Here is a 26,530-nt window from a genome sequence, read left to right as displayed (position 1 = left end):
TCGCGCACCACCACGTGCAGCGTTGCCCTGAGAAAACTGGCACTTTTCTTGCGTAGTACGTTTCGTACGGAAGCATCGGCGAGAACGGTGCGCAACCTCGAAGGCAGTCACGACAACAGGGAGAGAACCATGACAAAAAGAATCAAGATTATTGTCCCTATACCGATGGACGAGGCCGGTGTGCAGAACCGGGCCGAGCAGATTCCCCCGGAGATGGTCGGCGAAGGCTTTGAAGTCGCCTTTGAGGCCGTCACCTGGGGGGCAGCGCTCGGCGACAGCTACTACGATGCCCTGCTCATGGACATGAGCGTCTTCGAGGCCGGCATCAGGGCCGAAGAAGAGGGCTTCGACGCCATCTGCATCGATACGGTAAGCGATTCCGGCATGTATGCGTTGCGCTCGCGCCTCTCTATCCCGGTGGTGGGGCCAGGCCAGGCATCGCTGCACACGGCCTGCATGCTCGGTCACAAGTTCTCCGTTGTGACCATGTGGCCGCAATGGTTCCACTTCTACCGGAAGACCATTGGCGAGTACAAGCTGGAAGCACGCTGCGCCTCCCTGCGCTCCATCAACACGCGGCCTGACCTCGCGGAACTCCTTGAGGGCAAGGAGGAAGTCGTCTTCAAGGCCCTGGAAGAGGAATCCCGGAAAGCCATCGAGGAAGACGGCGCCGATGTCATCGTTCTTGGCTCGACGACGATGCATCAATCGCACGCCCACCTCGCCAGCGTTCTGCCGGTGCCCGTCGTGAACCCCGGCCAGGTCTCCTTCGAACTGTGCAAGATGTACCTGAAGCTCGGCCTCACCCACAGCAAGACTGCCTTCGCCAGCCCGGAGATGCCCAACGACGCCGGCGTCCTCGCCCGCGGCAACGGCTGAACCCGGACAACGTTACAACGGAGCTAACCCATGAGTGCACATCCCTACGAGTACTACATCGACATCGTCACCAAGCGCTACTTTGACGGCGTCGACAATTACAACCTCGAGCAGGTGCTCGATTGCTTCCACGAGGACGCGGTACTGACCGAAGTCACCTCCATGACAGTGCATGAAGGCAGGGACCAGGGCATCCGAGCGATGTTTGAGGGCCTCTTTGATGCGCACAGCCGCATCTGGCACGGCAACTTCGTGCATACGGCCGACACGGGCAATGAAGCGATCTGCTCACAGTTCTCGGTCGAGGTCACCCCCAAGGGCGCCGACGAGGAACTGCGCTACGAGAACTGCAACCGCTTCTACCTGAAGGACGGCAAGTTCACTCGCGTCTACGTCTACATGAGTGGCGAAAACCTCCTCAAGTAACCTCCGACCGACTCAAAGGAATTCTGCCATGCAATATCAAACCACCCTGGGCCGGGACGAACTCGTAGACCTCGCGCTCAACAAGTACTTCGCCAATGTCGATGCCAAGAATCTCGATGCGGTGCTCGACTGCTTCCACGATAACGCCATGATCACCGTGCAAACGGCCTTTACCACGCATGTCGGCCGGGAAGGTATCAAGCGGATGTTCGTGGACTTCATGGAGAGCTACGAGACTATCATCCACCGCGACTTCACCTGCACGATCGATGAGAAGAACGGCCGCATCGCCGCCAGCTTCACGGCGGAGCTGAAGGACCACGACGGCAACACGATCCTGCTGGAGAACACGAACTTCTGGCGTATCCGCGGAGACAAGTTCCAGGAAGTCTATATCTACATGAGCGGTGCCAACCCCCTCGTCTGACAGCGACGGCGCTCACGGGAGCAGAGAAGAGGCCCCGGCGACCCAGTCGCCGGGGCCTTTTTTCTAGTTCGCCGTAAATTATCGGGGTGAGTCCTACGGACTAAAACGCTCTCATAGCCTCCCGATGCGCCGACTTGTCCACCAGGCTATGAAACATGCCGCCTTCCAATTAACGCCCTCGACAGCACGCGCCGAGCCCCACAGCCTCAGCTTCATCATTTCACGAATACCGTTTTCAAAGGTTTTATGGGTTACCCACACCAGTGACGGTATACCGAAATAGATCATTAAAGAAATATAAGGGGTATTTTTGTTGATAAAAGGCAATTTTGGTATACCATTAAGGTGACAAAGGTTTATGTGTCGCCACGCGAGGGCGGGAGGGGAGCAGAATGCTTAGAGATCAGAAGGGTGTCACTTACACTGCAGCAGGAATCGTGGGCCTCGGGCTCTCAACCCTGGCAGGCGCTCAGGACCTGCCGGGCGCCCTTGAGGAAACCGTGGTCACAGCAACGAAGCGCGAGGCATCAGCGCAGGATATCGCTGTGTCGATCACGGCAATCGATGGCGAGTCTCTCGCCCGCTACAATCAGGACACGATCGAATCGATCACCGCCCAAACGCCGAGCATGGCCTACAGCGAAGCGGCCGGAGAGGCACAGATCTACTTACGGGGCGTTGGCACAAATATCTTCGGCATTGCCGCTGATCCCTCCGTGGGCGTCCACATGGACGGCGTATATCAGGGGCGCACGCAGCTTGCGCTCAACCAGTTTCTCGACATAGAGCGCGTCGAGGTGCTGCGGGGACCCCAGGGAACGCTGTACGGGCGCAATACGACAGCGGGGGCTATCAATATCCTTTCACGGCGCCCAGGTGACAGCTGGGAGGGATATGTGCGCGGGGGCATAGGCAGTTGGGACCGGCGCGAGCTGAGCGCTGCGGCCGGTGGCCCGATTAGCGATCAGTTCAGCGTTCGCATCGCTGCACGACACATGCAGGATGATGGTTACACGGAGAATATCAACCCTGTAGCCGGCGTGGATGTGGACGATAACGATATTCAGCAGGTACGCGGTAGCGTCCTTTTCAAACCTAACGACCGGGTTCGGCTGACCCTCATCGCGGACGGCACCCAATCCGAGGACGGCAATACGTCCGTCCGGCCGCGCGACAACCTGGGCGCTGCCGAGGTCCTAGGAGCCGCCCCGCCGCCGAGCTTCGGGAATATTCGTAACGATCTACAGTCTTTCAACGAGTGGGAAACGAGCGGACTCACCGCAGAGCTGGAATGGGAGCTCAACGACGCATGGACTATCAGCGGCGTGAGCGGCTACCGCGACTTCAACGGAGAATTCCTCTTCAATACTGACGGGACCGAGATCGATATTACCCGCACTCAGTATGCCTACGATACAGATCAGCAATCCCACGAGCTTCGCCTGGCCTTTGATGACGGAGGTCGGTTCCGTGCTCTGGTGGGTGCCTTCTACCTCAAAGAGGACAAGGAACAGGCACTAGGGCTCGTCCGCGCCGGTGGACGTCCACTCTTTGCCAGCTCGCCCGGATCGCGCGGGTCTTTTGTTATACCCAGCACCAACGAAACAGAAGCTTCCGCACTATTCTCCGAAGTGACCTACGGTATTACGGAGCGTCTCGATCTGAGCCTGGGGCTTCGGTACAGCAAGGAGACCAAGGAGGACACAAGTTCGGTCGGCGCAGTCTTTGATCTGGAAGGATTAAACTCGTCGATGGATCCGCTGGTATTCAGCAATCGCGACGACAAGGAAAGCTGGTCCGATACAACGCCCAAGGTCGGTTTCGAGTATCGGGCGACGGCTGATCTTCTCCTCTACCTTAGCTGGTCCGAAGGCTTCAAGTCTGGCGGCTTCAACAGCCTTGATGCGAATCCGAGTTACGATCCGGAGGAGCTCTCCGCCTGGGAAGCGGGCATCAAGTCGGACTGGTTCGACAACAGGCTCCGGATCAACGCCAGCGCGTTCCACTACGACTACCAGGACCTTCAGGTTTCAACCTTTATCAACAATCTCACGCTCACGACTAATGCAGCGGAGGCCACGATCTATGGCATGGAGGGCGAGCTGATCGCGCAGCCGGTGCCGGCTCTCGAGGTCGGCCTGGCCTTTTCGCTTCTGGACGCAGAGTACGACGAATTCTCGGACAGGCTTGGCAATAATCCGGATGGCACACCCCGTGTGCTCGATCTCTCCGGCAACCGGATGCCAAACGCGCCGGAAATGAAGGCGACACTTCATGCCAACTATCTGCACCAGCTTGGCGATGGAAGCTCGCTGATTCTCAGCGGTCGCTACATGTATCAGTCGCGCGTCTACTTTTCGCAGTTCAACGAAAACGAAGTGGCCCAAGCCAGCATCGGTCTGGTCGACGCAAGTCTGTCATGGGCAAGTGCTAACGGTCTCTGGGAAATCACGCTTGCTGGCCGCAACCTGACCGATGAGGACTATTTCCACACGGGGGTACGCTTCACTTCCACCTCCGATGCGGACCGTGATCCGCTCGGCATAGGCAGCGCCCTGGGATACCCCGCTGCGGGTCGCAGCTGGGGGCTGAACTTCCAGCGCAGCTTCTGAGGGGGCCGCCGTGAGTTCCTCGCACCTGTGTGCCGGCACCGTGTGCCAAGGCGCTGAGGCATGATCGCTAAGCGAGAGGATGCCATGCGCTGGTATGCGGTCGGGCTACTCACGGTCGCCTACACGTTCTCATACATCGACCGCCAGATCCTGTCTCTCATGGTCGGCCCCATCCGAGCGGATCTCGGCATCTCCGACACACAGTTCAGCCTGCTCCAGGGTCTCGCCTTTGCCGTGCTCTACACCGCACTGGGCGTCCCGATCGCATGGCTCGCCGACCGTGGCAATCGCCGCAATCTGATTGCCGTCGGTATCTCCGTGTGGAGCCTGGCTACGGCGCTTTGCGGTTTGACCCGGACCTTCCCTACGCTGTTCCTCGCCCGCGTCGGTGTTGGCGTCGGGGAGGCTGCCCTATCGCCGGCGGCCTACTCGATGCTGACCGATATGTTCCCCCGGGAGCGACTCGGCCGCGCTTTTGGTGTCTATGCGTCCGGGGTTTTCATCGGTATCGGTCTCTCATTTATCCTCGGTGCGGAACTGCTCGCCTTCTTTGAGCTGCGCGGCGGCCTGTTGCTGCCGGTGCTCGGCACGCTGCGCCCCTGGCAGGCGGTTTTTCTGAGCATTGGTCTTCCGGGGTTGTTGCTTTCGCTTCTCGTGATGACGCTCCGTGAGCCTGCCCGCCCCTCCCGGCACCGCGACCTGGGGCGGGCATCATTCGCTATGGCCCTCCAGTACTTCGGTAGCCATTGGAAGGTGTTCGTGTTCCATTTTTCCGGCTTCGCGATGATGACGCTCCTATTTAACGCGATTATGAGCTGGGCACCGGAGTATCTTATCCGTATCCACAATGTACCTCGGGCCGAAGCGGGTAGAGCTCTCGGCATCATCGCCGTCATATTCGGAGGCAGCGGTATCATCGCCGGCGGACTCTTGAGCGACTTCCTCACACGCCGTGGCTATCGCGACGCGCCGTTACGGGCAAGTCTCGCGGGCGCGGTGGTGCTGCTGCCTGTCGCCGCGCTTACACCACTTGTTTCCTACCCGCTGACGCTACTGATGTTCTGTCCCTTGCTGTTTTTTGCGAGTTTTCCTTTCGGCCCGGCCGCTTTGGCGATTCAACTGATCTCGCCCCCGAACATGCGCGCACAGCTTTCTGCCCTCTACCTTTTCGTGGTCAATCTCACCGGGATTGGCTTTGGAGGTACCGCCGTCGCACTGTTTACCGACTTCGTTTATCAAAGCGATGACCGCCTGCATCACGCCATGGCAACAGTGGGAGCCCTGGGAGGGTCGCTGTCGCTTTGCGCCTTGCTGCTTTGCCTCCGAGGCTTCGCAGGCCTCGTCGAAAGGCAGGAGCGCGCAGACGCGATGCCGCTTCCACGAAGGGACGCGCAATAGCGATCAGCGGTAGAGCAGGATAACCGATGCAGAGACCCAAAGGAGTAAACCCATTATGGCCAGACCGCACATCATGTTCATCCAGGCCCAACATCTACCCTGGAGGAAAGGCCTCCACGGTAATGGACGGGACGATGTCGATGTTAAGCAACTGAGTATTGATGATAAAAATGGCGCAGCAACTTGCATAGTGCGATTCCCTGCAGGCTGGGAAGCGACGGCCCTCGAGCACCTTGGCTGCGATGAAGAGTTCCTCGTCCTTGACGGCAGCTTCACAGTGAGCGGACAAGAATACAGCAAGCACAGCTATGCCTTCCTGCCTGCCGGTTTCCCGCGCGAGCGGGCGAGTAGCCCTCACGGCGCCGTCCTCCTCGCCATGTACCACGGACACCCGACCCTCCATACAGGTCCGGCACAAAGGGGCTTCAGGGAGGATCGCCTGGTGCGTTTCGTCGATCCGCTTTCCATGGAGTGGGATGCGGGTCTCGTTGACCCGCAGCTAGCGCCCGGCGTGGCGATCAAGCCCCTGCGTGAGGACCCCGAAACCGGCGAGGTATCCTTCCTTTACTGCTCGCCACCTCACCGCGTACCGCCGGGTATGGCGAAGCCACAATGGACGCACCCGATGGTCGAGGAGCTGTACTGCCTTGAAGGCGAGTACGTCTGGGGCGACTGCGGACGTATGGGACCCGGCGGTTACGCGTGGTGGCGTGAGGATGTGTACCATGGTCCCGCAGGGACAGATACGGGTTACCATTTGTTCGTGCGTACTATCGGGGGACCGTTGGTCAACCACTTCGACGACGAAAAGAAACCGTTCACCTGGGAGCCTGAGTATCGGCCACAGCTACCGGCCGATCTCATGCAGTATGCCGCCGCCTATGACCGTCCTCCCAACTATTAGACCACCTGCCATGCCCCCGCACGCGCCGGCACCGAAACCCCAAGCGATGATGCCTTCAGTGGACCACGTAGGCATTGTCGCCCGCGAGCTTAAACCCCTCGTTGATGCCTTTAACGCTCTTGGTTTCAGGGTTTCCCGGCCGGTGCCACTCTGCGGAATGCGGGATGGCGAAAGCGTAAGTCTCGGTCAGCACAGTGCCCACATCGTGCTGGCTAACTTTTATATCGAGATTTCTGCGCCCGACCCAGGCAGAAGTGACAACCACCTCGTTCCATACCTCGAGCGTTTTGGGCCGGGAACACGTATCGTTGCCTTAACGTGCAGTAACGCCCCAACCGCCCATGCAGCGCTTTCCAAACAAGGTCTAGAACTTGGCGAGCTTTTTGAAGCCAGTCGCACCGTTGCCCATGGGGGTGGGGCAACCGCGAATTTTCGCTGGTTTCCGATCGTGGGCGCACCAGAGCTCAGTGCACTGACATGTTGGGTAGAGCAGTTAACGCCGGAACTTGTGTTGCATCCCGCGGGCCGCACAGCTGCCTGGACGGCTCACTCCGCTATCGAAGTTATTGCGTCCTGCGACGAACCGTTGGTTTCCCGGGAGCAGTTCGGGAACTGGGCCAAAGCCGCAGGCGTCGACAGGCAGGCCCCGCCGCTGATTCCGCACCGGCGGGCGGGGGGCGACGAAGGAGACAGCAAACCCACGGTAGTTGACCGGTTGCTTCTGGCAAGCAGTGATCTAGAACGCTATCGACGCTATCTCGAAGCCAGGCGCATGCCCTACACGGAAGAAAACGACGGTCTCTGGATATCGCTGCCCGGTTTACCTGCCTTGCAGCTCGGCTTCATCGAGCTTGAGGAACGATAGCTCCACGGGAAAATCGTCTCAGAAGCACATTGGTCCGGCAGCAGCGCGTCCCGTACTATTGTCGGCCAGAAGCTGACTTCCCGGAATTCCGAAGATCGCATGCACACAGCACATCAGGGCAAGAGCGCGACAGAGATCGCCTATCAGAAAATCCGTGCGCGTATCCTGCAGGGCGAACTTGCGCAAGGTGAACATCTCAAAGAGCGACAGCTGGCTGCGGAATGTGGTGTCAGCCGCACCCCGGTTCGCGACGCACTTCGCCGTCTGGCGAGTGAACGGCTGGTGGAGTTCGCGCCCAACCGTGGCGTGTTTGTTGCGCGCTGGTCTGAAGATGAGCAGCAAAGTCTTTTCGATATTGGCGCGCTACTCGAAGGCTACGCAGCCTATCGCGCCGCTTCGCGTTGCACCGAAGCGGACATTAACATCCTGTTGGCCTGCTGCTCGGATATTGATGAGGCCGTAAACGCACAGCCCTCGCTTGATCTGGATTTATTTGTCTCCGCTAATGCACGCTTCCACGAACACATCCGGAGTATGGCTGACAGCCAACATCTATCCTCCACGCTGGAGCGCCTTATTGAACAGCGAATCCTGTTTATCGCTGCGGCAGCCTATGATCGGGAAGAACTTCATCGCAGCAACCAGGACCACCGTCAGCTTGTATTCGCTCTGCGCTGCGGCGATGGGGATCTCGCGCGAGCGCTTATGCATGCCCACGTCCTTTCTGCCTATCAAGCCTTGCAGAAGGAGAGCTAGGCCGGCGGTGATGATACTCGCCATACATCCGACGAAGCCAAAGCGATCAGGCGCTTAACGATATTCGCTTGGTGGGGGTTCGCCCCCGCATCCGTCTACGCTGCGTTAACAGTGCCCGAGGCCCCAGGGACGTTAACATCCATGATACGCTGGACCGCGACGGATCCGTCGCTGGAGGTTTCATGGCTGAGGAACACAAGGCCCCCGATTGGGATGCCATCGAAAACTGGGATCGCCGCTACTACCTGCACAACACCATGGCGGCGGCAGAGCACAGTTTCACCGGCGTCGAGCGCGTAGACGGCAATTACATCACCCTGAGCAGTGGTGCTCGCCTGCTGGATTTCCAGAGCCAGCTGGTGTCGGACTCCCTGGGGCACCGGCACGCAGCACCCCATGACGCGATCAAGGAAGCCATGGAGCGCTACGGTCATGTGTTCTTCGGCATGGCGAACGAGTACCGGGCCCGCGCTGCAAAGCTCCTCGTAGAAGACATCCTGGGAGCGCCGGCGTCCTGGGCCTCCCGGGTACGCTTTCTCACCTCCGGCACCGAGGCCGTGGAGAACGCCGTACAGGCCGCTCGGCTGTTCACCGGAAAACCGCTGATCATGACCCAGGCCCACTCCTTTCACGGGATGGCCAGCGGATCGACTTTCCTGCGTGGCTACCGCGGTAATTTGACACTGCAGGGGCAGCAGGGTTTCTCCGAGGTGCGGGATATACCGGGGGTGCCGGCGCCTGGCTACATTCCCATTCCGCCGCCAGAACCCACGGACTTCCCGGCCGAGGGCGAGTTACCTTCCCTGGTCGCCACGGAACAACTGATCCGAGCCTGCGGCCCGGAAAACATCGCGGCAATCATTACCGAGCCAATGTTCGGGGCCGCGGGCCTCATGCCACACGCGGACTACTATCGCGGCCTCTTCGATCTCCTGCGCCGCTACGGCATCCTGTGGATCGACGATGAGGTGCTTTGCGGTGCCGGCAGGCTGGGCAAGTGGTTCGGGTACCAGCTGACCGAGGGCGTGGAGCCCGACATCATGATTGTCGGCAAGGGCATCAACGGATCGTCCCTTCCCTCCGGGGGCATGGTCGTCAACGAGGCTATCGGCGCCTTCCTCGAAGGGGCACGGTGGTGGAGCGGCAGCACCTGGGATGGACACCCGCTAGTCTGCGCCAGCATCGTCGGCACGCTCAGCTATATGCTGGATAACGACATCCTGGCGACGGTACATGCCCGCGGCGCCTACCTCCGCGACCGCCTGGAGGCCCTGGCAAGGAAACACACTGTCATCGGCCGTATCGCCGGCGCGGGGCTCTACTACGCCGTCGATCTTGTCGGCAGCGATGGCAGACCCCTCGTGGAAGCGGACCGCTACACCAACTTCAGCGGCGACCTGAGCCAGTACCCCAACGCTATAGTGTCAGGTGCCTGCGCTGAAAAGGGTGTATTCCTCGGTGGCTTCGTGCCGAATACCATCAAATGCGCGCCGCCTTTCACGATAAGCGAGAGCGAAATCGACGTTGCGATGGATGCCTTTTCCTACGCCCTGGATCGCCTGGCAAAGACCTGCTGAGCGCCCCTGCCACGCAACCTCGACCGTGCCCTCCTCCCCCGGCTACAGGACCGTACCGTAGCGGCCCGCTTCGCGCATTTCCCAGTAGGCGCTATCAAGGGCCCGGGTGATCGGGCCCGGCGTTGCACCCTGAATTGTCCGCCCCGCGACTTCCCTTACCGGGAGGACTCCACCGGCAGTGCTGCAGGTGAAAACCTCGTCCGCCACATAGACATCAAAGGCACTGAGCTTGCGCTCCTGCCAGGGAATGGCAAGTTCCGAAGCGAGCTCCAGCACCGTATCGCGGGTAATGCCCCGGAGAATTCCGGCGGCGGGCGTGTACAGGACGCCCTTCTTGACGATGAACAGGTTGCTCGCGGCGGACTCAGAGACATGCCCGGAATGATCGAGCCACAGGGCGTCATCGTAACCGGCCTCAAGGGCTTCCAGGCGAATGAGCTGCGAGTGGAGCCGGTCAAGGCACTTGTAGCGAGGGTCCAGGGTGTCGGCGGGGAAGCCTCGCGTAGCGCTGATCATGAGTCGGATACCGCCGCGCCGCTTCTCTTCATCGGCCAGAAAAACATAAGGCGCGGCCCATACGATACAGGTTGGTGAAAAGACCCTCGGGTCCGCGACCACACCATCGGGCTCGCCTCGGGTCACAATAAAGCGGATTGACGCGTCTGCGAGCCTGTTGCGGCGCGTGGTCTCAATGATGGCTTCCTTCCAGGCATCGCGGTCCATGGCATGATTGAGGCGGGCCGCCTGGATTGAATCGAAGAAGCGGTCGAGGTGCGCCTCCAGCTTGAAGATTCTGCCCTTCCAGGCCGAGACGACGTCAAAGACACCGTCACCCAGCAGAAACCCCTGGTCAACGGGAGACACCCGCGCCGCGGAAAGGGGCAGGTATTCACCATTGATAAAGACAATCGGCTCGTCACTCATGAAACAGTCTCCAGCTAAGGCTCAACCCCGGGGCATCAACATAATGCTGCCGGGAAAGGCTTAAAGACGTAATAGCGGCTTGATCTTCTGCCCGAAACGGCTGCAGCCATCGACGAAGTCCGGCCAGCTGAAAAGCAAGCCATCGACATCGGTTTCCGCGGCAATAGCCTCGATCTTTCTGGCCACGGTCTCTTCGCTGCCGTGAATCACGGGGATACCCATAAAAGCCATGTTGCCTTCTTCCACGCTCTTTTCCAGGGCCGCTTTGAGCGTATCACTGGTGCCCCCCTTGTTGGTGTCGAGGGTCGCGCTGCCGATGATGTTGGCAATGGCACCGCGGTCGGCCTGCTCGACGATCTGATCGACCTGCTCCTGGGCCTGGGCATCGCTATCGCCGATGATCATGTGAAACAGCGCGTAAATCCCCACGGTCCGATCGTAGGCTTTTGCCTTTTCCCGCACGTCCTTGACGCTGGCGGCAAGGCTGGACTTGTCCGTCAGCACAAACTGATGGTCTGCATGCTTGGCCACAAAAGCTCTGCCGGCGTCAGACTGACCCGCGCTGACCAGCGGTATGGCGTCCCGCGGCGTCGGATTGACGATGCAATCGTCGAGCTGGAAAAACTCCCCGTGATGAGTGAAGCCGCCGCCCTGCCAGAGCCCCTTGAGGACAGTGACGTACTCGTCGGCATATTCATAGCGCCGCCCGTAATAGTCATCCCCAGGCCACATACCCATCTGGCTGTACTCGGGCTTGTTCCAGCCGGTCACGATGTTCAGGCCGCAGCGACCGCCGGAGATGTCGTCGATGGTGGCAATCATCCGCGCCACGACGGCAGGGTGCTGACTCAGAATTGAAATGGACGGAAAGAGGCCGACCTTATCCGTTGCCGCCGCCAGCGCCGCCATCAGCGTGAACGACTCAAGGCAGCTGTCCCAGTAGCCGGTATCGCCACCGAAGCCCCGGAACTTCATCATCGACAGCACGAAATCAAGGCCCTGCCGCTCTGCTTCCCGGGAAATGGCAAGGTTGTGCTCGAAGGTGGGCTCATAGACCGGACTACCGGCCGAGGGAATGTAACCGTTACTTCCGTTGGGCAGAAAAATCCCGAACTTCATCGATGGACTCCTTCAGGGGGTTGAAGCCAGCGAACAGAAACTCGCGGAACTCGGCGCGGGCGGGAATACCTTCCTGTGACGCACGAGCTCCGCTGTTCTGCTGGTAAGGGGTTGGCAAGAGGCGCAACGCGAAATCAGTCGTCCCGCTCGACCTGTGCAACGACCTCGGCGTATTCGGTGGCATCGCTGTCATCCAGCCCCTCAAGCTCCGCAGAAATAATGCGCGTAACTTCCTTGAAGAGGACCTGGTGTCTCGCGGCGCGGTCGCTCAAGGCCTGCTCATCCAGCTCAAAGGCTTCGATATCAGCCTGGGAGAGAAGACCCTTTGCCTGGGCGACACGCTCCAGGGTGTCCAACCGGTCACGGGTTACCGAGAGCTCACCGGCCAGGGCCATAAGCATGGACAGCAACCTGTCAATATCGGGGTCGGAGAAGTAAAACGGCCTCTTTCCCTTGGCCCGGCGCTTGAGCTTCGGCTCGGCGCTGCTCACTTCTGGCATCCGTAGATGAACCAGACGCCACCGCCGCCGAAGTCACCACCCTGGAACGTCATGGACCGCTGCGTTTCCTGGAAGGCGCTGGGTGCCATCACCTTGATCACGGGGTTATCAAAACCCGCATCGCGGGCGAGGCCGTCGAGATCCAGCTGGTGACTCTTACGCCAGAAGGGCTCGTTGTTGTTCTCGCTGTCCCAGTCAAAAAGGAAGGTATCAAAGGGGGACATGCCCTCGTAGGGGGGCGTCTCGACATGGAGCATCAGGCCCCCGGGCTTCAGCACCCGGTGGCATTCGGCAATGATGTTCTTGATCGCCGCCGAGGAAGTTTCGTGCAGCAGAATGTGGGACACCACCAGGTCGAAGCTATTGTCCTCGTAGCTTGTCGCCTCTGCATTCTGCTGAGAGAAGTGAACAGGAAAGCCCATCGCTGCTGCCCGGGCGTGCGCGTAGCGCAACATCGGTGCAGCAACGTCTATTGCATGCACCTCCGCTGCGGGAAAACTGCTGGCATAAGGCAGCGTGCTGTGCCCGACGGAGCAGCCCATATCCAGGATTTTCGCCGGCGAGAAATCCGGATAGTTGGCCTTCAGCCAATTGATGGTGCTGTCGCCCATGTCAGCGTTGTTCTCGCCCATCTGCCCCATCGCGTAGAGGTAGACGGCCCGATCGTAGATCGCACCCTGGGCAACGTCATCCGCCGTGTACTCGGTGTGGTAGCCACCGGGCTGGCAGTGAATATCGACCGCGGTGTGGTAGGCCGGGATCGGTAGCTTAGGATCCAGCGTCAGTGACCCGGTGGAGCAACGCTTGCGCGCCCTGGCGATCAAGGACGACAGGGACCGCTCGACGGGGAGCTGCGCCGACGACCACATCATCTCCTGGCTGGTTCGCAGCAGGGAACTCCACACCTGGTAATGACTGTCCTGCTTCATCACCGAAGCGACCTCCTGGATCGTTTCCGGCGCGCGCTGATGCGTAGCTTCAAAGCTCGGCTTTGCCCGCTTCTCGTAGGCCGTCGCGAGACCGGGGTGCACCTGATGCACCAGGTGCTCCTTGAAAGAGCGCACGAAATGCTGTCGTGCCAGTTCATCGTGGGTAGTCTCGGGGAGAGCGCTGTGTCGCATTTGTTCTTTGTAGGCCGCGGGCATCGGGAAACTCCTCACTTGCGCTGAAGCGGTTAAAGCGAACAACTGCTTGACTATAACCCAGGGCTGTCGCAACGTAAAACCTGTATATGCAGCTTATCACTGCAGTCTGAGCGCGGACTGCAAAAGCTTTTACCACACGTTTGAATCTCCCGACGACAAGGATTTCATATGGGCAGTTTATCCGTTGACCTGACAGGACAGGTCGCTCTGGTTACGGGCGCAACCTCCGGTATCGGTGCCGAAGTCGCGCGGGCCTTTGCGGCCTCTGGCGCCCGGGTTTTCGTCAATTACCCGGGGCCGTCGTGCTACGACGACGCCGCAGCGGTCGTCGCCGGGATCGAGGAAACCGGCGGTAGTGCCAGCTGCGTCGAGGCCGATGTCTCCAGAGAAGACCAGGTCGATGCCATGTTCGCGCAGATCGCGCAGCGGGAAGAGCGCCTGGATATCCTGGTCAACAACGCGGGGATTGCCCACAGCGCACCGATTGAAGCGCTCACGGTCGAGCATTTCCAGCGGGTGATGGATGTACACCTGCTTGGCACCTTCCTCTGCACGCGGAAGGCGCTGCCGCTGTTCTATGCGCAAAACAGCGGGCGCATCATCAACACCGCTTCCCAGCTCGCCTACATCGGCGCGCCGGGCTTCGCGCACTACACGGCCGCAAAGGGCGCGATTCTCTCTTTCACCCGCAGCCTGGCGCTCGAGATCGGGGACCGCGAGGTCACGGCGAACTGCGTTGCGCCGGGGGCCACCATGACGCCGATGCTGGCGGATGTGCCTGACGAGGTGATCTCTGCCATCCGCGGGAGCATACCCGCCGGTCGCCTGGCCGAGGTTGACGATATCGTCGGTGCCTACCTGTTTCTGGCCAGCGACGCGGCGGCCCACTTCCGCGGCCAGTGTCTGAGCCCCAATGGCGGTGATGCATTTCTCTAGCGTTCACCGGGTAGCGAATCATCACCGGTAGGTGCCGCGGCTCCGTGGCAATCCTTCAAGGCAAGACAGGACAAAAACATGGAAAGAAGAACGGCTCTGGTAACGGGTGCAGGCATCGGACTGGGCAAGGCCTCTGCCGAGGCGCTAGCGGAGGCGGGCTACCGGGTGATTGTCACCGATGTGCTCCGCGACGAGGGTGAAGACTGCGCGGCAGCCATCCGGGGCAATGGTGGCGATGCCGAGTACCACTATCTCGATGTCAGCGACTCCGCCGCTACCAACGACCTGGTGGCAGCGCTGGAGGCAGACTACGGAGCGCTCTCCGCGCTGGTACTGAACGCAGGGATTGCCAGGACCCTGCCCCTGGCAACGCTGACCGACGAGCAATGGGACGAAACGCTCGACGTGAACCTCAAGGGAATGATGCGCGTGCTCAGGGCTGCGGCGCCGGGCATGAAGCGCGAGCAGAAGGGCGCGGTAGTCTGCCTGTCCTCCATTGTCGGCTCCCTCCTTGGCTGGTCCGAGCACATCCCCTATGCCTCAAGCAAAGGCGGCGTGGCGGGGCTGGTGCGTGCAGCGGCACTCGAACTGGCGCCCTTTCAAGTGCGTGTCAACGGGATCGCTCCGGGCGTTATCCGCAGTGCGCAGACCCTGGATCCTGTGAACTCCCTGGGAGAGGCAGGCCTCGAGGCGTTCGCAGGCACGGTGCCCCTGGGCCGCGTGGGTGACCCCGCAGATATCGCCGACGTCGCCGTTTTTCTCCTGTCTGACAAGGCCCGCTATCTGACCGGCCAGGTGCTTGCGGTCGACGGAGGCACCACGATAAGCCTTTAGCCGACGCCGCTTTCAACCCGGCAAGCTACGAGGAAAAAAAAGGCCGGCCCGGTTCACCCGGGCCGGCCTTGCTCAGGACCGCAGGCTCAGAAGTTGTACTGAAGCTCCACGCCCACGCGCCGCAGCGTTCCGGGGCTGATGAAACCACCACCGAACTCCGGCGCCAGGATGACCTCGCGGATAAACTCTTCTTCGAAGAGGTTGCTCGCAAAGGCCGTCACGCTCCACTGGTTGGTGCGCACGCCGAGACGCAGGTTGGTCAGGCCATAGCCGTCGACCCGCGTGACGTCGTAGTTGGCGGGCGGGCCGCCGAAGAGCGTTGCCGGCACGATATCGTCCTGCACTGTGTGGTAGTACGTATCGCCCTGGTAGGAGTACTCAAGGCGCCCGAACAGCTCGAACTCACCGATCGGCTGGTTGTACTGCAGCGCCGCATTGGCCGTGAACTCAGGGTTGTTAGGCACCTCATTCCCTTTGGTGTAGGGGCGCAGGGCGTTCTCGTCAATCTCGCCGTCCACCATGGAGTAGCCCAGGTCAAGGCGCAGGTTGTCGGTCATAGCCCAGGCAGCGCTGAGCTCAAAGCCCTGCAGCGTCACCTCGTCGATGTTCGATGCGGTCCTCAGCAGACCGAAGGGTCCGACAAAGAACTCGAAGAACTGCATGTCATCGACCTCGGTGTAGAACACCGCACCGTTGAGTCGCAGCGTGTTATCGAAGAGGTCCGAGCGGAAGCCCACTTCAAAGGCGCTGGAGGTTTCCTCGCGGAACAGGCCCGGAGGCGCATTTACCGCCCCGCCGTTATCGACGAGATAGAACTGAATGGTCTCCGTCGAACCCTGGTTGAGGAAGCCGCCGGCCTTGAAGCCCACACCCCAGCTGCCGTAAATGGTCGTCGCATCGGTGGCGTCCCAGCGCAGGCTGATCTTGGGCTGGACCTGGTCGAAGGTTTCACTGCGGTCCGGCAGGGTCGGCGATACGGTGAAATCGTCAAAGTTGACGAAACCGGGGTTCAGCGGCGAGCCGGCGAGCGGTTCACCGTTCAGGGTGCAGTTACCACCGCAGAAATCAATGAAGCTGGTCAGATTGCCGTCGGCCGGGGACGGTACGTTGTTGGAGACCTCGCGCTCCTCCCGGTCATAGCGGGCGGCCAGGGACAGCTCCAGCCTATCCGTGATGTCATAGCTGACGGAACCGAATACCGCGAACACTTCAGTATCAAAGGTGTCATCGACAATGGCATCGGTCAGCGGCGTGAAAATTGCCTCCGGCAGCTGGGAGCGCGCAGGCCACTCTGCTCCCGGATCGCGCGCCTGGGCGACCGCCTGCCGGCGCTCGATGTTCAGGTAATAGGCCCCGGCCTGCCAGCGCAGCTGCTGATCTTCCGCCGAAGTCAGCTGAACCTGGAAGCTGAAATCTTCCTGGATCCGCTCCTGCCACTGGTAGCCGTCACAGGTGGTGGGGCTGTAGGGCGGCAGCACCGACTCGCCAGGGCCGGAGCCGAAGATGAAGGTCGGCGCCGGCAGGGGCGTCACGCCACCAGGCACAGCGGGCGTGTAGGACGGCGCCAGGTTGGCGAGAGAATTGATGCAGGAATCAGTGCCGGCATAGAAGCCGAAAGCGCCGGAGGTCCCGTCGGCGATGAAGGTATCCTCACTATCGCTGTAGGCACCCCAGGCAGTCAGCGTACCGCCCCAGTCCAGCTGCTTATCCATCTTGATGGAGAACTCGATTACTTCCTGCTCACTGATCGGCTCGACGTTGCCCGCAAACACGAAATCGTGATCGTTCACATCCTGGTAAAAGGCTTCCGACCCGGGCGTACCGAAGGCCTGGAAGGAAGGGATCGCAAACCCTGCATTGAACGCAATAGCTGATGCCTCTGCCTTGCTGTAGCGCAGCTTGGTATCAAAGGACAGCGTGTCGCTCGGATCAAACACAAGGCGACCCGCCACTGCGTAGTTTTCTGCGGCATCGACAACGTCATCGTTCAGGAAGCTATTGCTGTAGAACCCGTCGCTGCTGCGGAAATCCGCCTGCAAGCGACCGGCGACCGTGTCGCTGAGAGGTCCTGAGACGGTCGCAAGGCCGGTGTAGGTATTGTCCTCGGCAAAGCTGACCCGCACCTTGCCTTCCACCTCCTGCGATGGCCGCTTGGTAGACATAATAACCGCACCGGCCGCGGCTGAGCGGCCGTAGAGCGCACCCTGGGGGCCCTTCAGGATCTCAATCTGTTCGAGGTCGGCATACTCGCGGTTGAACGCGTAGGTGTTCACATGGAGGATGCCATCGATGATCAGCGCGAAGTTAGTCTCGGCGTCACGGGCGCCGTTCATGCCGCGGATGGACAGCGACGAGTCGCCGATTTCCACCGAGTTGACCATGCTTACACCGGGCGTCTGCGAGATGAAGTCCTCAGCCCGCTCGATGCCCATGTCTTCGATCTGGCCGGTGGAGAAGGCCGTCACGGTGCTGGGAACATCCTGCAGAGACTCGGTACGGGCCCGCGCGGTCACCACAATCTCCTCGAGCTGTGCGTGAGCCGCCGCCGGTAGCAACAACGCCCCGGAAGAGGATGCCATCGCGCAGATTGCCGCGGTTAGAAGGCGTGGCTTGCTCGCCGGCCGCCGCTCGTTCACTCCTGGAATGCTCATCAGTAGTTTTCCTCTTGTTGTCGCTAACGGGAAGTAACGGCCAGTGCTGCCTGCCTCCAAGTGTTTGTGTTTTGCTTTCATCGTCTTTCTCCTGCCCCTTTTTTACTTTCAAACCTTGCTACCGGCGACACACCCGGGGAACCTCAGGCGAGTCGCTTCGTTTCACTGACTTCGAGCTTCTTCAGCCGGCGCCACAGCGTCGTCGGGCTGATTCCCAGGTAGGCGGCAACCTGCTGACGGTCTCCGCCGAACTTCTCCATGGCGCGCACGATGGCCGAGGCCTCCAGATCCTTGAGCGCGCCGGACGCATAGCCCTGATCCTGGCGCGTAAGCTCGGGAAGAATGTCCAGCACTTCATTGCGGCTCAGGGAAACATGCGCCGCTTTACCGCAATTTACCACCAGCCGTTCCGTGAAGTTTTGCAGCTCCCGGATATTGCCCGGCCAGTGGTAGGCATCAAAAAGTGGCTCGACCAGGTCGAGCACGGCGTCCACCGGCACAGCGACGTCATATTCCGCCGCGTAGTGCGCGACGTAGTGGCGGGCAATGGCCGGCACCTCCTCCTTGCGCTGACGCAGCGGCGGCAGGCGGAGATTGAAGACATTCAGCCGGTAGAAAAGGTCATCGCGGAACTCGCCCTGATCGACAGCATCCTGCAGATCCCGGTTGGTCGCAGCAATGAGCTTGAAGTCGACATCAATTTCCCGGTTGCCGCCCACGGGACGGATACGGCGCTCCTGCAGGGCGCGGAGCAGCTTGATCTGCTGCTGGGGCGGCATTTCACCGATCTCGTCCAGGAACAGTGCGCCGCCGTTGGCCTGCTCCATAAGACCGATGCGCCCGCCGCGGCGGGAACTGGTGAAGGCACCCTCGACATAACCGAACAGTTCACTCTCGAAGAGCTCATGGGGGATGCTAGAGCAGTTCACGGCCACGAGTGGTCCGTCCGCATAGTCACTGAGACGATGGATCTCGCGCGCAATATGCTCCTTGCCGGTACCGCTCTCCCCTTCGAGCAATACCGAGGCCCGACCCCGGGCATAAGTTCTGGCAAGGGCGGCGACACGTTCCATGCGCGAGGAATGCACAATGAAACGCTGCGGCCGATCGCCACGCGCTACGGCCCGGGCGGACTGCGCGGAACGCCCCGCGTCGATGGCCCGGCGCAGCATTTCCCGGGCCGAATCACGGCTATACATGATAATGGCGGGAATGCCGCGCTGCTCCGCCAGGCCGCAGGTATAGCTCGGCCCCACAATAACCTTGGGGTCCTCGTCGGCGATGGCCAGCAGCAAGCTCTCATTGGCCTCGTCGGCCGTGCTATAGCTGTGGTGGCAAAGCTCGAGGTCGCAAAGCTCCGGCAGGCTGGCCAGAAACCGATGACTGGGGCCGGATTTATCCGCATAGGTAAAGATGTGCACGCGCCGTGACAACTTCCGCGCCTTGGCCAGCGCCTCCAGCACGTCCGTATCGGTGACCGGCTGCGACAGCACGGGCACCGCGAGCGTGCTGCGCAAGTAAGCCGCGTTGGCCCCCGCGCTGATGATCACGTCCGGCCGGTGCTTTTCAACGAGGTCGGAGTAATCGGTGTTGCCGCTCGCGATGGACTCGACGATGGTCACTTCCGCATCCTGCTCGAACTCCGGAAGGAGCACGTTGATCAGCTCGCTGAATTTGCGATAGCCGACCACCAGGATGCGGACGCGACCGATCATCCCGCGGCCTCCCGGGGCGGCAGGGCCGCGATCACCGTCAGCGAATCGACCACATCAGCATACTTGGCGTGCATGTCGTGGAGGTTGGCCGCATGCGCCTCGGCGTTGCGGTCACCGACGGCATCGGCGGGCACGAACACCGGGTAGTCGTGCTGCAGGCCGTCGACCACCGTGGCGCGCACACAGCCGCTGGTGGTGAGACCGGTCACCACGAGGCTGTCGACAGCCGCGGCCTGGAGGCGCTTTGCGAGATCGGTACCGAAGAAGCTGCTCGCATGGCATTTTTCAATGAGCCCCTCCCCGGCGCGGGGCGCCAGCCGCTTGTCGACCCGCACGGCATCGCTGCAGGGCTTGAGCACTTCCAGGGCCGGCAGGCGCCGGCGGAAGACCGTGGCCTGGTCGTCGCTGCGATAGACCACCGTGGTGTAGAACACCGGCAGGCCGCGCTCCCGAAAAGCCGCCAGCAACCGCGCATTCGCCGCGACCACGGCATCGGCATCGCTGCCGAGGGGGCTCGCGGGATCCGTGAAGGCATTGATCATGTCCACGAGCAGGAGTGCCGGGCGTTCACCCAGCTCCGCGCTCTTGCGCTCGAGATCTGCCATGGCCCCGGCCTCAGGCCGCGCCCTGGAAGCTGGGGTCCACCGGGGGCTCGAGGTGTGTCTCCTCGAGGCAGCGGGCCTTGAGCTCCTCAATGGAACCGCCGCGGTTGAACAGCGGCACCTCGCCGCGCTCGGCGCGCAGCTGCTCTCGCAGGTTCTCCGTCGCGTCCGCGTCCACGCTGCCGTCGGCGGCGATAACGACGCCGTAGCGACGCGCACCCTCCCGGGTGACAAGGCGACGGGCAACATCCTGGCGCACCAGTTCCGGAGCACGCTCGAAAGGATCCCCCCAGCCACCGCCACCCCAGGTGTTGAAGTGGAGCAGGTCGCCCTTCTTCACCTTGATACCCTCGGCCTTGGCGCCGAGCCACTCCTCGCTACCGTCGACACGCTCCAGGCGCTTGGTGGAGCGCAGCCCCGGCTCACCACCCAGCACACCCCAGGGGTAGGTAAGCCAGCGGTCGTCGTGGATGCCGATCTCACCGTCAGCGAGGAAGCGATAGGCCACGGTCAGGCCATTGCCGCCGCGGTGCAGGCCGGCGCCGCCGGAATCCGGGATCGTGGCATAGGTCTCGATGCGCAGCGGAAAGTAGGACTCAATGAACTCGTTCGGTACATTGGTGAAGCCCGGCCACAGGCTGTGGCCGTCAGGGCCGTCGCCCACGGGGCGGCCGGGGATGCCGCCGAAACCGATCTGGAAGAGCTGGAACCACTCGCCGTTATCGCGGTACCCGGAGTAGAACAGGTGCGGCGAGTCGGAGAAGCCAGCGGCGTTGAGCATCTGCTCCGGTGCACCCATGCCGAGAAGCGCCCCGAGCAGATCGAAGATGCGGCCCAGGGCGTGCGTACGGCCGGAGAGCGCCGCCGGGTACTTCGGCTTGAGCAGCGTGCCCTCGGGGATGCGCACGTCAACGAGATCATAGAAACCGTCGTTGAACACCATCTGCGGGTCCACCACGTTAATCGTGAAGGAACCGAAGAACATCTTGAACATGTCCTCGTTGAGGAAGAAGTTGACCGAGCTCTGGGCCTGCGGGTCCGTCCCCGCGAAGTCGAAGATCGCTTTGCTGCCCTCGCGCCAGAGCCGGCACTTGATGCGGTAGGGACCCATGCCCATGCCGTCGTCGCAGAGGTAGTCCTCGAACTCCCGCGGCTCTTCCGGTACGAAGTTCTCGATGATGTGTTTCATGGCGTCGTAGTTGCGCTGGAGCATGACATCCATGGTGGTGGCGAGCACATCGTCGCCAAAGCGCTCGGCGATCTCCACGCAGCGCCGGGCCGCGGTCTTGCAGGCGGCGACGAGCGCATTGAGATCGAAACGGTTCCACTGCGGCATGCGCACGTTGTGCAGAATGAGTTCGAGGATGTCCTCCTGCAGTACACCCTTCTTGTACAGCTTGGTCGGCGGGATGCGGATGCCTTCCTGGTAGATGGTCGTCGCCTTGATCGGGATCGACCCCGGCACCATGCCGCCGTTGTCGGACATGTGGCCGAACATGGCACTCCAGGCGATATGACGGCCATCCTTGAATACGGGCACGAGCACGACCCAGTCCGGCAGGTGGGACACCGCGCCGTTACACATGTAGGGGTCGTTGGTGAGGATGATGTCCCCTTCCTCGATATCCGCATCATAGGCCGACAGGAACGGGCCGATAAAGGAGCCGAACTGGCCCACGACCATCTTGCCGTCGCGATTGGCGATCATCGGGAAGCAGTCGCCCTGCTCCCGGATGCCCGGAGACATGGCCGTGCGGAAGAGGACCGCGTCCATTTCCTCCCGGGCGTTCCTGAGGGCATTTTCGATCAGATCGACGGTCACGCCGTCGACGTCGACGGTGTTCAGCGGCGCACTGTTTTCCTGGATAATTCTTGCAGGCATCTCGCTATCCTCCTCAGGCTGCCGGGTTGATCAGCAGATTGCCGATGGCATCAACGCCGGCCTCATAGCCGGGCAGCACCACCGTGGTGGAATCCATTTCCGTAACGATCGCAGGCCCGGGGACCCTCAGCCCTTCGTGCAGCCTGCTCCGGTCGTAAAGGCGGATGTCGTGCCACGCACCCTCGAAGTAGAAGCGGCTCTCGTGGATCACGCAGTCGTCGAGAGAAGCGCTGGTATCGCCGCCCTCGCGGGTGAGCACGGCACGGGTCGCCGCCTTGGCCACCGCCCGGATCATGAGAACCTCGTGACCGTCACCGAGCTTGAAGGTGAACAGCTGCTCGTGCTCTTCGTCGAAGGCATCGGTAAGCAGGGCCACGCCCTTTTCGCGCAGCTCCGCCTCGGTGAAGTCCACGGTAATCTGGAAGGCCTGGCCCATGTAGCGCAGATCTGCCTGGAAGGTCACCTCATGCTGCTCGGCGGGGATGCCGTCGGCGACCAGGGCCTGGCCGGCTCGTTCCTGCAGCTCCTTGAGGTCAGCCAGCAGCTTGTCGTCAGTGAGGTCCTCCGCCATGAGCAGATAGGTGCGCGCCGCCTCGTCCTGCACCTGGGTGGTGGCATCGCCGTAGGCGCAGAGCACGCCCGGCCCCGGCGGCACGATCACCGGCCAGGCGTTGGTGAGGATGCCGAGTGCGTTGGCGTGCAGCGGGCCGGCACCGCCGAAGCCGACCAGGGCAAAGTCCCGCGGATCGTAGCCCTGTTCCACGGAAACCAGGCGCAGGGCGCCGAACATGGACTCGTTGACGATCTTGATGATGCCTTCGGCGGCCTCCATCAGGCTGATGCCGATGCCGTCAGCGACCTTCTGGACCGCGGCGACGGAGGCGTCGTAGTTGATTTCCATCTTGCCGCCGAGCTGCACATCCGAGGGCAGATAACCAAGCACCACGTTGGCATCGCAGACCGTGGGCTCCGTGCCACCCTTCATGTAGCAGGCAGGCCCCGGTACCGCACCGGCCGATTCAGGGCCAACGCGCAGCGCCTTGGTCAGCTCGGGCACAAAGGCGATGGAACCGCCGCCGGCGCCGACGGTGCGCACATCCACCGAAGGCGCACGCACGTTCACGTCGCCGACGTAGGTCTCGCGGCGAACCCGGGCCTTGGAAGCCTGGATGAGGGCCACGTCCGTAGAGGTACCGCCCATATCAAAGGTGAGAATGTCGTCGTAGCCGGCGCGGCTGCAAAAATAAATGGCGCCGGCAACGCCGCCGGCGGGGCCGGACATGAGCAGGTTCACCGGCGAAGCGGCGGCGGCCCGGGCCGAGGCCAGGCCGCCGTCGGAACGCAGGATCGACAGCTGCGTATCACTGCCGAGGCGCTCCTCCAGGGCGTTCTGCAGGTTGTTCACGTAGCGGGACACCTCGGGACGCACGTAGGAGTTCACCACCGTCGTCTCCGTGCGCTCGTACTCCTGCATTTCCGGCACCACCTCGCTGGAGATCGATATGGGTGTGTCGCCGAAAAGCTCCCGGGCGATCTCCCGGGCGCGGGCTTCGTGGGCGTGGTTGATATACGCATTGACGAAGCAGATGGTGAGGGCTTCAACCTCACCGGTGGCATGGAGCGTCGCGAGGTCGGCACGCAGCTTGTCTTCATCCAAGGGCGTGACGATGGCGCCATCAGCCCCGATGCGCTCGCTGGCGCCGATGGTCAGCTCCAGTGGTGCCAGTAACGGGCTCTTGTTATAGCTGACCCAGCCACCGAGGCCGCCCGGGCAGTAGGAACGTGCCACCTGCAGCGTATCTTCAAAGCCGGCGGTGGTGACCAGGCCCACCCGGGCACCCTTGCCCGTGAGCACGGCGTTGGTAGCGACCGTGGTACCGTGCATGACCAGCTTGATAGCGCTGGGGTCGATCCCCGATTCTTCGCAGACCCGCGCCACCCCATTGAGCACACCGACGGAAGAATCCTCCGGCGTGGACGGCACTTTCGCGGTATGGGTCTCGCCGGTCTCCTCGTTCATAAGGAGGAAGTCGGTAAAGGTGCCGCCGACGTCGACGCCGAGTCTGTATGCCATTCTTTTCTCCTCTCTGGCGCAGACCCACCAGGGCCTGCGTTCCCGGGCCGCTAGGCCGCGTTGTTGCTGAGCCAGTAGTGAGCGCGCCCGCCCTGGGGCGCGCCGATCAGGTCGCTGACGGTAGCCACCGCCGCGAGCAGCGCAGGCATGTCGACGCCCGTAACGAAGCCCATGGCTTCGCAGAGCATGACGACATCCTCGGTGGCCACATTGCCCTTGGCCCCCGGCGCAAAGGGGCAACCGCCGAGACCACCGATGGAGCTGTCAAAGCTGCGAATGCCGCTCTCAACAGCGGCGTAGACGTTGGCCAGACCGAGCGCACGCGTATCGTGAAAGTGGCAGGCAAGGCGCTCGGCGCCGTGTTCCGCAACCAGGTCGCTCATGAGCGCGCGCACCGCCGCCGGATTGGCCGCGCCGATGGTATCGGCGATGACGATCTCGTCGGCGCCGTAGGCCGCAAGCTGGCGCGCCTGATCACGCACCACCGCCGCCGGCGTCGGCCCCTCGAAGGGGCACTCCCAGGCCACGGCCAGGTAGGCCTGAACCCGAGCGCCCTCCTCCCGGCCCCGGCGGATCACCGCCTCGGCCACGGCCAGGGTCTCGTCGAGGCCCATGTTGATGTTCTTGCGATTCATGGTGTCGGTGGCCGAGATCACCACCGCGACTGTTTCAACGCCGGCCGCCCGCGCCAGTTCGTAGCCTTTCATGTTCGGCACCAACGCGCTGAAGCTGACACCGGGCGGCGGCGCCAGCCGCGCCACCAGCTCATCGGTGCCGGCCATTTGCGGTACCGCCTTCGGGGACACGAAGCTGCCGACTTCGAAGTGACGGATACCCGTTGCGAGGAGCGAGCGCGCCATGGTCTCGCGCTCGTCGAGGGTCAGGTGCCTGGGCTGGCTCTGCAAACCATCGCGCAGTCCAACCTCGTTGATGCGAATGGTCTCTGCGCTCATGCGATCTTGCCTCCCTCGCGCAGCTCCGCAACCTGCTCGGCGCTGTAGCCGAGAACGCCGGTCAGCACTGTTTCCGTGTGCTGGCCGAGGAGCGGCGCCGGCGAGAAGCTCTCGTCACTGGTGCGGGAGAGCTTGATGGGGTTGCCCGGGCCGCGGGTTTTCGCGCCGCTCGGATGCTCGAGTTCCACCACCATGTTCCGGGACATTACCTGCTCATCGGCCAGGGCTTCGCCAAAGCGGTTGACCCTGGCGCAGGGGATACGCTTTTCCTGGAGCAGCTTGAGCCAGTAGTCGGAGGTGTTGGTGGCGAGGATCTCGTTGAGCTTGCCGTCGATGAAATCCTTGTCTGCCAGTCGCGCAGGCTGCGTCTTGTACTTCTCGTCGCGGAAGGGCTCGAAATCCACTACCTCCAGCAGGTTGTCCCAGAAGCTGTCGAAAATCACGGCGATGATGATGTGACCGTCGGCGGTGCGGTAACTGTTGTAGGGCACGTGCACAAAATGGGCGTTGCCGATAGGTGTCGGCTCCTGGCCCGAGAGGAAGTACATCGTGGCCATGTAGTTGAGCATGGAGATCTGACAGTCGAGCATGGAGATATCGACGTGCTGGCCCTCGCCACTGCGCTCGCGCTCATAAAGTGCGGAGAGAATACCCATCACCCCGAACATGCCGCCGCCGAGATCGCCGATGGGAATGCCCGCACGGGTCGGATGCTCGGCGTCAGTGCCTGTGATGGACATCCCGCCACCGAGGGCCTGCACCACCTGGTCGAAGGCCGGACGCTGGAAATTGGGGCCCGCGGACCCGAAGCCGCTGATAGAGCAGGTGATGATGCCGCGGTTGTGCTCGCGCAGATGCGGGTAGCTGATCTTCAACTTGTCGGCGACGCCGGCGCTGAAGTTCTCGATGACCACGTCGGCCTCTTTCACAAGGTCATAGAAAACCTGCAGGCCCTCTTCGCTCTTGAGATCCAGGGCGACGCTCTGTTTGTTGCGGTTAAGCGTGATGAAGTAGGCGCCCTGGCCCTCCAGGGAATTGGCCGGGTCCGTCGCCAGGAGTTTGCGGGTCCCCTCGCCCTGGAGCGGTTCGACCTTGATGGTCTCGGCACCGAGGTCGGCGAGAATCATGGCGCCGTAAGGACCGGAAAGCATGTGGGTAAGGTCCAGAATGCGCACGCCGGCGAGGGGTTTTGCCATGGTCTACTCTCAGATTTCTTAACTGTACTGCGGCTCAATGCATGATACGTGCCAGCGCACCCCGGGGCCGCACGAAGACGCAGGGGCTGCAAGGGCCCGGCGCCTGGCCGGCAGCCTGTGCACCAGCGCGGCCTTGTGACGCCGCAATTATTTCA

General features: G+C 61.8%; 22 protein-coding genes. 11 read left to right on the top strand and 11 right to left on the bottom strand.

Annotated features, from left to right (window positions below; translation table 11 throughout):
- Positions 1 to 129 precede the first annotated feature (129 nt).
- The 9 genes from HRUBRA_RS03305 to HRUBRA_RS03255 all read left to right on the top strand — a co-directional run bounded on the left by HRUBRA_RS03305 (position 130) and on the right by HRUBRA_RS03255 (position 9,844).
- A complete protein-coding gene (locus tag HRUBRA_RS03305) occupies positions 130 to 879 on the top strand; it encodes an aspartate/glutamate racemase family protein (protein WP_035514542.1) in 750 nt (249 codons plus the stop codon).
- A 30-nt stretch (positions 880 to 909) separates the two neighbouring features.
- A complete protein-coding gene (locus HRUBRA_RS03300; RefSeq protein ID WP_035514541.1) occupies positions 910 to 1,305 on the top strand; it encodes a nuclear transport factor 2 family protein in 396 nt (131 codons plus the stop codon).
- A gap of 28 nt (positions 1,306 to 1,333) precedes the next feature.
- A complete protein-coding gene (locus HRUBRA_RS03295; RefSeq protein ID WP_035514540.1) occupies positions 1,334 to 1,732 on the top strand; it encodes a nuclear transport factor 2 family protein in 399 nt (132 codons plus the stop codon).
- Positions 1,733 to 2,169: 437 nt separating this feature from the next.
- Positions 2,170 to 4,344: a TonB-dependent receptor gene (locus HRUBRA_RS03290; protein ID WP_035514539.1), complete on the top strand. Its 2,175-nt coding sequence runs from the start codon at positions 2,170 to 2,172 to the stop codon at positions 4,342 to 4,344.
- A gap of 60 nt (positions 4,345 to 4,404) precedes the next feature.
- A complete protein-coding gene (locus HRUBRA_RS03285; RefSeq protein WP_035514537.1) occupies positions 4,405 to 5,742 on the top strand; it encodes a spinster family MFS transporter in 1,338 nt (445 codons plus the stop codon).
- Between the two features lie 55 nt (positions 5,743 to 5,797).
- Positions 5,798 to 6,646, top strand: a complete 849-nt coding sequence (locus HRUBRA_RS14590; RefSeq protein WP_052094330.1) for a cupin domain-containing protein — start codon at positions 5,798 to 5,800, stop codon at positions 6,644 to 6,646.
- A 58-nt stretch (positions 6,647 to 6,704) separates the two neighbouring features.
- A complete protein-coding gene (locus HRUBRA_RS14840) occupies positions 6,705 to 7,511 on the top strand; it encodes a VOC family protein (RefSeq protein WP_161787590.1) in 807 nt (268 codons plus the stop codon).
- A gap of 99 nt (positions 7,512 to 7,610) precedes the next feature.
- Positions 7,611 to 8,267, top strand: coding sequence for a GntR family transcriptional regulator (locus tag HRUBRA_RS03260; RefSeq protein WP_035514525.1), 657 nt, complete (start codon positions 7,611 to 7,613; stop codon positions 8,265 to 8,267).
- Positions 8,268 to 8,449: 182 nt separating this feature from the next.
- Positions 8,450 to 9,844: a class-III pyridoxal-phosphate-dependent aminotransferase gene (locus HRUBRA_RS03255; protein WP_035514523.1), complete on the top strand. Its 1,395-nt coding sequence runs from the start codon at positions 8,450 to 8,452 to the stop codon at positions 9,842 to 9,844.
- Positions 9,845 to 9,886: 42 nt separating this feature from the next.
- Here the strand turns inward: HRUBRA_RS03255 and HRUBRA_RS03250 are convergent, their stop codons facing one another.
- The 4 genes from HRUBRA_RS03250 to HRUBRA_RS03235 form a co-directional block, all read right to left on the bottom strand.
- The gene (locus HRUBRA_RS03250) at positions 9,887 to 10,768 is read right to left on the bottom strand and encodes an aminotransferase class IV (protein WP_035514521.1); all 882 of its coding nucleotides are present in this window, start codon (positions 10,766 to 10,768) and stop codon (positions 9,887 to 9,889) included.
- Positions 10,769 to 10,828: 60 nt separating this feature from the next.
- Complete coding sequence (locus HRUBRA_RS03245) at positions 10,829 to 11,887, bottom strand: LLM class flavin-dependent oxidoreductase (RefSeq protein ID WP_035514519.1); 1,059 nt, start codon at positions 11,885 to 11,887, stop codon at positions 10,829 to 10,831.
- 134 nt (positions 11,888 to 12,021) lie between these two features.
- Complete coding sequence (locus HRUBRA_RS03240) at positions 12,022 to 12,378, bottom strand: hypothetical protein (protein ID WP_035514517.1); 357 nt, start codon at positions 12,376 to 12,378, stop codon at positions 12,022 to 12,024.
- On the bottom strand, positions 12,375 to 13,532 hold the full coding sequence (locus HRUBRA_RS03235) for a class I SAM-dependent methyltransferase (RefSeq protein ID WP_035514515.1): 1,158 nt from the start codon (positions 13,530 to 13,532) through the stop codon (positions 12,375 to 12,377). Before HRUBRA_RS03235 ends, HRUBRA_RS03240 begins: the two co-directional genes overlap by 4 nt.
- Positions 13,533 to 13,700: 168 nt before the next feature.
- Between HRUBRA_RS03235 and HRUBRA_RS03230 the strand changes: the two genes are divergently transcribed.
- Both HRUBRA_RS03230 and HRUBRA_RS03225 read left to right on the top strand, forming a co-directional pair.
- Positions 13,701 to 14,468 (top strand): SDR family NAD(P)-dependent oxidoreductase, encoded by a 768-nt coding sequence (locus HRUBRA_RS03230; RefSeq protein ID WP_035514514.1) that lies wholly within the window; start codon positions 13,701 to 13,703, stop codon positions 14,466 to 14,468.
- Positions 14,469 to 14,546: 78 nt separating this feature from the next.
- Positions 14,547 to 15,302: an SDR family NAD(P)-dependent oxidoreductase gene (locus tag HRUBRA_RS03225; RefSeq protein ID WP_035514513.1), complete on the top strand. Its 756-nt coding sequence runs from the start codon at positions 14,547 to 14,549 to the stop codon at positions 15,300 to 15,302.
- A gap of 86 nt (positions 15,303 to 15,388) precedes the next feature.
- Here HRUBRA_RS03225 and HRUBRA_RS03220 read toward each other — a convergent pair whose 3' ends face one another.
- From HRUBRA_RS03220 to HRUBRA_RS03190, 7 genes are all read right to left on the bottom strand, one after another.
- Complete coding sequence (locus tag HRUBRA_RS03220) at positions 15,389 to 17,953, bottom strand: TonB-dependent receptor (RefSeq protein ID WP_161787589.1); 2,565 nt, start codon at positions 17,951 to 17,953, stop codon at positions 15,389 to 15,391.
- 143 nt (positions 17,954 to 18,096) lie between these two features.
- Entirely contained in the window at positions 18,097 to 19,668 is a 1,572-nt protein-coding gene (locus tag HRUBRA_RS03215) for a sigma 54-interacting transcriptional regulator (protein ID WP_052094327.1), read from the bottom strand.
- Positions 19,665 to 20,273: an isochorismatase family protein gene (locus tag HRUBRA_RS03210; protein WP_035514511.1), complete on the bottom strand. Its 609-nt coding sequence runs from the start codon at positions 20,271 to 20,273 to the stop codon at positions 19,665 to 19,667. The genes HRUBRA_RS03215 and HRUBRA_RS03210 overlap by 4 nt, the downstream gene beginning before the upstream one ends.
- Before the next feature lie 10 nt (positions 20,274 to 20,283).
- Positions 20,284 to 22,152, bottom strand: coding sequence for a hydantoinase B/oxoprolinase family protein (locus HRUBRA_RS03205; RefSeq protein ID WP_035514510.1), 1,869 nt, complete (start codon positions 22,150 to 22,152; stop codon positions 20,284 to 20,286).
- Between the two features lie 13 nt (positions 22,153 to 22,165).
- Positions 22,166 to 24,226, bottom strand: a complete 2,061-nt coding sequence (locus HRUBRA_RS03200; RefSeq protein ID WP_035514508.1) for a hydantoinase/oxoprolinase family protein — start codon at positions 24,224 to 24,226, stop codon at positions 22,166 to 22,168.
- Between the two features lie 50 nt (positions 24,227 to 24,276).
- Entirely contained in the window at positions 24,277 to 25,179 is a 903-nt protein-coding gene (locus HRUBRA_RS03195) for a hydroxymethylglutaryl-CoA lyase (RefSeq protein WP_035514507.1), read from the bottom strand.
- Complete coding sequence (locus HRUBRA_RS03190) at positions 25,176 to 26,375, bottom strand: CaiB/BaiF CoA transferase family protein (RefSeq protein WP_035514505.1); 1,200 nt, start codon at positions 26,373 to 26,375, stop codon at positions 25,176 to 25,178. Before HRUBRA_RS03190 ends, HRUBRA_RS03195 begins: the two co-directional genes overlap by 4 nt.
- Between the last annotated feature and the right edge of the window lie 155 nt (positions 26,376 to 26,530).

The organism is Pseudohaliea rubra DSM 19751, assembly GCF_000764025.1.
In the GTDB taxonomy this organism is placed as follows: domain Bacteria; phylum Pseudomonadota; class Gammaproteobacteria; order Pseudomonadales; family Halieaceae; genus Pseudohaliea; species Pseudohaliea rubra.
Note: the sequence above shows the minus strand (reverse complement) of the source record. Positions and strands in the feature narration are given on the sequence as shown.